The sequence below is a fragment of the Streptomyces caniscabiei genome (genome assembly GCF_014930365.1).
In the GTDB taxonomy this organism is placed as follows: Bacteria; Actinomycetota; Actinomycetes; order Streptomycetales; family Streptomycetaceae; genus Streptomyces; species Streptomyces caniscabiei.
Genome location: NZ_JABXWI010000034.1, coordinates 56571 through 63461 on the forward strand (window position 1 = coordinate 56571; position 6891 = coordinate 63461).

At 71.1% G+C, this 6891-nt stretch carries 11 protein-coding genes; all 11 read left to right on the forward strand.

The window, feature by feature from the left end; genetic code table 11:
- Positions 1–902: 902 nt before the first annotated feature.
- On the forward strand, positions 903–1382 hold the full coding sequence (locus HW837_RS46350; protein ID WP_193382733.1) for a hypothetical protein: 480 nt from the start codon (positions 903–905) through the stop codon (positions 1380–1382).
- Between the two features lie 97 nt (positions 1383–1479).
- Positions 1480–2082, forward strand: coding sequence for a hypothetical protein (locus tag HW837_RS46355; protein ID WP_193382734.1), 603 nt, complete (start codon positions 1480–1482; stop codon positions 2080–2082).
- Positions 2083–2169: 87 nt separating this feature from the next.
- The gene (locus HW837_RS46360; protein ID WP_319686790.1) at positions 2170–2817 is read left to right on the forward strand and encodes a hypothetical protein; all 648 of its coding nucleotides are present in this window, start codon (positions 2170–2172) and stop codon (positions 2815–2817) included.
- On the forward strand, positions 2814–3182 hold the full coding sequence (locus tag HW837_RS46365) for a DUF6907 domain-containing protein (protein WP_193382735.1): 369 nt from the start codon (positions 2814–2816) through the stop codon (positions 3180–3182). Before HW837_RS46360 ends, HW837_RS46365 begins: the two co-directional genes overlap by 4 nt.
- On the forward strand, positions 3179–3379 hold the full coding sequence (locus HW837_RS46370) for a hypothetical protein (RefSeq protein ID WP_193382736.1): 201 nt from the start codon (positions 3179–3181) through the stop codon (positions 3377–3379). Before HW837_RS46365 ends, HW837_RS46370 begins: the two co-directional genes overlap by 4 nt.
- A complete protein-coding gene (locus HW837_RS46375; RefSeq protein WP_193382737.1) occupies positions 3376–4374 on the forward strand; it encodes a DUF2637 domain-containing protein in 999 nt (332 codons plus the stop codon). The genes HW837_RS46370 and HW837_RS46375 overlap by 4 nt, the downstream gene beginning before the upstream one ends.
- Positions 4371–4544 (forward strand): hypothetical protein, encoded by a 174-nt coding sequence (locus HW837_RS46380; RefSeq protein ID WP_193382738.1) that lies wholly within the window; start codon positions 4371–4373, stop codon positions 4542–4544. Before HW837_RS46375 ends, HW837_RS46380 begins: the two co-directional genes overlap by 4 nt.
- Positions 4541–4864 carry a hypothetical protein gene (locus tag HW837_RS46385; RefSeq protein WP_193382739.1) on the forward strand — a complete coding sequence of 108 codons (324 nt, stop codon included), beginning with the start codon at positions 4541–4543 and terminating at the stop codon, positions 4862–4864. The genes HW837_RS46380 and HW837_RS46385 overlap by 4 nt, the downstream gene beginning before the upstream one ends.
- 96 nt (positions 4865–4960) lie before the next feature.
- Complete coding sequence (locus tag HW837_RS46390) at positions 4961–5164, forward strand: hypothetical protein (RefSeq protein ID WP_193382740.1); 204 nt, start codon at positions 4961–4963, stop codon at positions 5162–5164.
- A 3-nt stretch (positions 5165–5167) separates the two neighbouring features.
- A complete protein-coding gene (locus HW837_RS46395) occupies positions 5168–5347 on the forward strand; it encodes a DUF6257 family protein (protein ID WP_193382741.1) in 180 nt (59 codons plus the stop codon).
- Between the two features lie 83 nt (positions 5348–5430).
- Positions 5431–6891 (forward strand): cell division protein FtsK (locus tag HW837_RS46400; protein WP_336512580.1); only part of this gene is annotated, 1461 nt, incomplete at its 3' end.

The following is a 6891-nucleotide window of genomic DNA, read 5'->3' on the forward strand; positions in this document are numbered from 1 at the left end:
TGGGCGGGCCTCGCTCCGACCGATGCCCGCCTCCTGCGTCCTTACCTTGTACGGCCTGCGCGGCCAGCCCACGGCGTCGCCGAAGACGACAAGCCAGTCGTCATCACGGGGTTTCGGCCTCTGCCTGCACCGCCGCTGCACGGCTGCCCCCGGAGACCACTCACGTGAATCCGGCAGTCACAACAAGTGCGGGCCAAGTTCAGCCCCATCCCCTGGTAGTACGCAAAGAGCTCGCACTCATTGTCGGGATGCCACAACCATCGCTCCCCTGTGAACCACCGATCTCGCGGTCAGCCGGGAGCCGGTTTGCACGCTCGGCCACCACGCGGCCACCACACCAATCCGAACAGCCCAAAGAAGCGTGCCCACATGAGACGAAAGGCCAGATCACAGCCCTGCAGAGCAAAACCGCCACCGCCGGCGAACCTCCGACCTACGCATTGCGATGCGCAGACCACACGTGCCCGATTGGCCCGAATTCCAAGGTCAACGAAAACAAGAAACCCCAGGTCAAAGGCTTGACCTGGGGTTCACCATGGAGCCGCCTTCGGGATTCGAACCCGAGACCTACGCATTACGAGTTTCAGTGACGAACGGTCGCCTCAGTGCGCTACCGGTCGTATTGGCTGGTCGGACCCCCTTTCCTCCGTCTGCGACCGCCCCCGACCGACAGCGAACCGCAACTAGGAATGCAACTGCACGCCCATACGTCCGGGGGGCGTCGCAAGTTTCTCGCGAGTAAGTGCCTCCACGTACTTGCACGACCCTTGGCGACCCTCTACGCTATGAGTAAGCGACACCGGTTACCCGATCGGATCGCGAGTACAACGCAAGCGGCCCCCGTCGGTGTTGGAGCACCGACCGAGGGCCTACGGATCCACCTGAGCCAACAGGAGAACCCGATGCTTCACCTTCTCATGACCCCCCGCACGGTCCGTACCGTGCGTAGCGCGTTCGGCCTCGTCGCCGACGCCGTCCGCTCCGTCGTCGCCCCCGCCTCCCTCGTCACCGAGGTCGAGGCCCCCACGGTCGTCGAGGCCACGGACCCGGCCGGCCTGTACGAGCCGGACGAGATCCCCGCCGTCGAGCAGATCGAGGCCGCCGCCCGCGAGTACGACCGCGCCGCCGACCAGGCCCGCCGCGCCGACCGCGGCAAGCGCGCCGCGAAGAAGGTCCTCGACAAGCTGCCCGCCGGCATCTACGGCACGTGGCGGATCTTCCGCACCCCGTCCTCCCGGCAGACCCCGGACCTCGCGGAGATCACCCGCATCTTCAAGGCCAACGGCCTCGGCCCGGTGCCCATGAAGCCGTGCGCGCCCTCGCTGAAGGTCGAACTGGTCGAGGCCGCCCCGGTCGCCGTCCCCGTCCTCGCCGCCGTCTAGCCACACCCGCAGACACACACCGCCAGGGGTCCGGATCAGGCCGGACCCCGGCCAACGCACCACCGCCACAGATCACCACCGGAAAGAAGGCACCGCCGTGCTCAACACCGAGATCCAGGCCCCCACCCGCAACGTCTACGGCCTCATGGCCACCCCGGCCGCCCTCGCGCCCTGCCTGCAGACCGACCAGAACCGCAAGCCGGTCATCAAGGTCGACCTGACCCGTCCCCGCATCGCCGAGCCCACCCCGTGCCACATGTACCCCGGTCTGTGCACCACCCGGGACGGCGAGCAGTTCGACGACGTCGACGAGAACGGCCGCCACATCGACCACGGCAGCGACGCCATCGGCGTCCCCGGCCTCGAAGTGGAGGGCGACCCGGAGATCTGGGCCAACTTCATCCACCTCTCCGCCAGCACCCCGAAGATCGGGTTCATGGGGCACGACCTCACCCCGGAGCAGGCCCGTACGAAGGCGCGCGAGCTGCGCCAGTTCGCCGACGAGCTGGACGACCTCGCCGACCAGACGGCCACCGCCTGCGCCCTGCACGACGTGCGCACGGTCCGGGAGACCGCCAGCCCCGCGTTCGCCGGGATCCTCACGATCGTCGAGAACGCCATCGCGCGGGACGGCGCCGACCCCGCCGAGGTCTTCGAGCGGGTCCTGGAGCTGATGAACCAGGCCCGCGACGCGGCGTAACCCGCTCACAGGACGGCCCCGGGCTCAGCGACTCCACCGCTGGCCCGGGGCCTGGATCCGAACCCTGCACAGACCAGGAGTCAGACCGTGCCCAACACCGTACCCATCAGCGGGGACTCGCCCGCCGCCACCCATCCCGAACCGTCCAACCTGGCCGTCGCCGCCCGCGTCGCGCAGCTGCTCCTCACCGAGCACGAGCACGTCGACCACGCCGACCTGTTCGCCGTGAACCGCGCCCACGGCGCCCTCACCGAGGCCCTCCGGATCCTGCTGCGCGCCGCCGGTGCCGAGCCGCCGCGTGCGCCCGTCGCCGAGCTGCACCGGCTCTGCCGCGACGACTACACCAGCAGCGCCGACCGCCGCACCCAACACCACCGCGACGACGCACGGCTGACCGAGAACGGCGCCGAAGCCGTCGCCGCGAGGGTCGAGTCGCCCGTCCGCTGCCCCGCCGCGCACGGCGACGACCCCACCCCGTGCAGCGGCCCGCCCACCGTCACGATCCTCGACGCCACGAACGCCGGCGCCCGCGGCTGCGAGCACCACGGCGCCCGGCTCCTCGCCTCCCTCGACGGAGGCCGCGTGTACGGCCTGCCCGACGCCGCGCCCGGCACCGCCATCCGCGTCTTCAAGGCCGCCGCCGGTATCCGCCCGTTCCCGTGGGTTGACGGGCCGCGCACCCGTGACGACCAGCTCTCCCGCGACGAGGTCCGTGCGAGGGGTGAGCAGCAGTGACCGAGCCCCGCACGATCACCCTGCCCACCGAAGACCACGGGCCGGTCACCCTGCCCGAGCCGGCCTGGTGCCGGGGTCACGCCGACCACCACCCGGACAGCTACCTCACCGACCTGACCCACTTCGGGCCCGAGCACCGGCTCACGTTCAACGGCACGGAGTTGTTCCGGCTGATGCTCGCGCAGACCCCGTACGCCGACCGCGCCAGCCGTGAGACGTGCGCGTACGTCGAACAGTCCGGCTACACCGGCTCGCTCGACCCGGCCGGCATGTACGACCTGGCCGCCGCCCTCGACCACGCGGCCGACCGGATGCGGGAGTTCGCCGACCGGCTCGCCGTCCTCCTCGACGGGAGCAGCCGGTGAGCGGCCGCTCCCGTATCGCCCGCCCGACCGAGGTGGCCGCCCTCCGCGCGGCCGCCCGGTCCGGCCGGCGCCTTCCCCCCGTCCCGAGCCTGATGGCCGCGCTGCTCGTCGCACACGAGCGCCGCGACCGTGAAGGCGTCCAGCTCGCCGCGCACCTGGTGGTGCGCGCCGCCACACCGAAGGAGGTAGGCGAATGAAGTGGAACCCGTCCCGAGCCCTCGCCATCGCCGCCGGCCTCGTCATCGTCGCCCTCACCGCGGCCGCATTCTGGCTCTCGTACGCCCACCTCGCCGAGGTCGCCCTGGCGCACGGCATGGAGGGCAAGGAAGTCCGCGCGTGGGCATGGCCCGCCACCCTCGACCTGTTCATCGTCGCCGGGGAGCTGCTCATGCTCCGGGCCGCACTCGCGGGGAAGGTCGACCCGTGGGCCATCGGCCTCACCGTCGTCGGCTCCGGCTCCTCCATCGCACTGAACGTCGCCGGGGTCGGCACCTCCGCCGGAACCCTCGACTATGTGGTCGCCGCCGTCCCGCCAGCCGCCGCGCTGCTCGCGTTCGGTGCGCTGATGAGGCAGATCCACCAGGCCCTCGCCGGGCGAGACGACCAAAACTTCCTGGGACCGCAGGAAGTTCCGACACCCGAGGTGACTGTGGAGCGCGTTGACGACGACCAGCCGCCCGCCCTCACCGAGGCGCCGGAGGTGGTCCCGGCTGATGCCCGGATGCTGCCGATCGTGGCGCTCCCCGCCCCGAAGAAGACGTTCGTCTTCGACCACTCGCGCCAGCAGTACATGCCCTCCGGCAGCACCAACGGATACGTGGACTGGCCCTCCCCCGAGGAGCCGACGGTGGTCACCGGCCCGGACGAAGGGCGGTCATCCGACCGAGACGACGAGAAGGGGTACGCGTCAGTCCCGACCCCCAGCGGCGACCACGACCGAGCCGACGAGGTGACCACTTCGGTGGGTGCGGAAACCCCCCGGCAGGTGGTCACCGAGGTCGTCACCCTCACCCCGTCCGAACTGCGGCGCAGGGCCTCGAAGCTGAACCGCGAGCTGGTCACCTCCACGAACCGGCCGGTGACCATCGAACGACTCCGCGAGGAGTACGGGCTGAGCCGTCGCGAGGCCGCCGAGCTGCGGCGCGAAGTGGTCGGCACCGTGGCGCTCGTCCCTGGGGAGGTCCGGTCATGAAGCCGATCCTGTTCGGTGCCGTCCTCGCTCTCGTCTGGCTGCTGTTCGGGTCGCCGCTGGTGACCATCACGGCGGTGCTGCCCGTCCTCGTCGAGCCGGTCACCATCGCCTTCGCCGCCGGTCTCCTCGCCCGCCCGTACGTGGCCCGGTCGAGGAGGTGGACGCGGTGAGCGACGCCCTCGACAAGGCCGAGCAGGCGGTACGCGCCGCCGAGACCGACACGGCCGCCGTGCAGCTGGCCATGGCCGCGATGGAGCTGGCGAAGCTCGCCACCCAGCAACAGCCCTCCCCGCAGCAGGTCTGTCAGCACGACCAGCACAAGGCCCGTCGCAGCACGGGCGAGTGGATCGGCATCGCGTGCGCGGTGTGCGTCGGCTCCATCGGCCTCGCCTTCGCCGGCCTGGCCCTGGCCGTCCTCGGCGGTGTCGCCGCGATCGTCGTCCTCGTCCTGCGCGACATGTGGCGCGACTCCCAGAAGGGCCGCCGCTGACGGTCCCTCCGCCCTCCGCCAACCGTGCTCATACCGACACGGTTGCGGGGGCGCGGTGGGACCGGACAGCCCGGCCCGCAACCCACGGAGGACCCCGTGACGACCCGCCAGGAACAGACCACCCTCGCCGCCCAAGCCGCCGGCCGCGCGGCCGACCTCGCCAAGGAGACCGAGAGGGCCGCCCTCCACCCCGACAAGCGCAGCCTCGTCCAGAACCTCGCCGCCGCCAGCACCGCATGGGCGGACGCCGCCCAGGCCCACGCCGCGATCGCCGCACTCCTGCCCGAGACGGAGGCATGACCGATGGCCGACAACCCCGACATTCGGTTCGCCGACTTCACCACGACGGAGAAGTTGCAGGTCATCGCCCTGACCGCCCGCATGGCGAAGAGGGGCGCGGCCGGCGAAGGCGTCGACATCTCCGACCTGAAGCGCAAGGTCGAGCGCATCGAGCGCCAGGCGCTCCGCCGCAAGAAGAAGTGACCACCCGGGGGCGGCGTCCAGCCTCCACAGCAGCGCCGTCCCCGGGCCCCGAACGTCCCATCAGAACGACCGGAGAGATCATCGTGACGGACACCGTCGTATCCGCCAGCACCGACGCACCCGAGGCGCCCACCGCCCCCGTGCCCGTCGACAACCCGAACCTGCCCAACCCGGGCGTCACCGACGAGAAGCGCCGGCCGATCCTCCCCGCCTGGCTGAAGGACCGCACCGAATTCGGTACGGCCGCCCGCCACACCGCCAGCCGCCTCGGCTACGCCACCGCCTACCACGGGCTCCGCGCCCCCTGGTACGCCGTACAGCTCGCCGCCATGGCCCCGCGCGGCGCCTGCCGCTTCGTCGCCGAGACGAACCGGTGGCTGTGGGACCGCGAGGCCGCACCCCTGCGCGGGCACGCCGTCCGTACCGAGGACGTCGAGGAGTACCTGCACCTCGCCCGCCTGCGCGGCAACCGCGTCCGCCTCCGCGGCCTGGTCACGGTCGTCGCCACCGTGTTCGGGCTCGGCTTCGCCCTCTGGCTGTACGTGATGGCCCCGGCGTTCCTGTGGGCGTTCGCCGCCGGCGGGGTGCTGACCCTCGGGTTCTTCGGCCAGCAGCCGGACGCCCCGGTCATCGGCCCGGCGGTGATGCGGACCGAGCTGCAGAAACTCACCGGCACCATCGTCCTGCGCGGCCTGGACTCCATCGGCAACCCGAAGATCTCCGCCGCCATCAAGAAGGGCGGCGACATGGACGGCATGCGCTTCACCAGCGAGATCGTCCGTGACGGCCCCGGCTACCGCGCCGACCTCGACCTCCCGTACGGCGTCACCCCTGACGACATCATGGAGAAGCGTGAGCAGCTCGCCTCCGGCCTGCGCCGCAAGGTCGGCTGCGTCTGGCCGTCCGGCGACGAGAACGAGCACGAGGGCCGCCTGGTCCTGTGGGTCGGTGACAAGCCGATGAACGAGACCACGAAACCCGCGTGGCCGCTCCTCAAGGACGGGGAGGTCGACCTCTTCCGCCCGGTCATCTTCGGCAACGACCAGCGGATGCGGTGGGTCGAGGTCACCCTGATGTTCGCGTCGATCGTCATCGGCTCAATTCCCCGCATGGGCAAGACGTTCCTGCTCAGGCTGCTGCTGCTGATCGCTGCCCTCGACCCGCGGGCCTGGCTGCTGCCCTTCGACCTGAAGGGCACCGGCGACCTGCGCGCCCTCGAACCCGTCGCCCACCGCTACCGGGCCGGCGAGGAGGACGAGGACATCGAGTACATCCTCCACGCGCTCCGCGAGGTCAAGGAGGAGCTGCGCCGCCGGGCGAAGGTCATCAAGGGCCTGCCGCACGCCCGCTGCCCCGAATCGAAGGTCACCCCGGCCCTCGCGAACGACAAGAGCCTCGGCCTTCACCCCATCGTCATCGGCATCGACGAGTGCCAGGTCGTGTTTGAGCACGAGAAGCACGGCGCCGAGATCGAGAGCATCTGCACCGACATCACCAAGCGGGGCCCGGCCCTCGGCATCATCGGCATGTTCGCCACCCAGCGG

Excerpts from the sequence above, each read along its gene's own strand:
- HW837_RS46350 (WP_193382733.1), top strand. The coding sequence starts at position 903 with ATGCTTCACCTTCTCATGACCCCCCGCACGGTCCGTACCGTGCGTAGC.
- HW837_RS46375 (WP_193382737.1), top strand. The coding sequence starts at position 3,376 with ATGAAGTGGAACCCGTCCCGAGCCCTCGCCATCGCCGCCGGCCTCGTC.
- HW837_RS46380 (WP_193382738.1), top strand. The coding sequence starts at position 4,371 with ATGAAGCCGATCCTGTTCGGTGCCGTCCTCGCTCTCGTCTGGCTGCTG.
- HW837_RS46395 (WP_193382741.1), top strand. The coding sequence starts at position 5,168 with ATGGCCGACAACCCCGACATTCGGTTCGCCGACTTCACCACGACGGAG.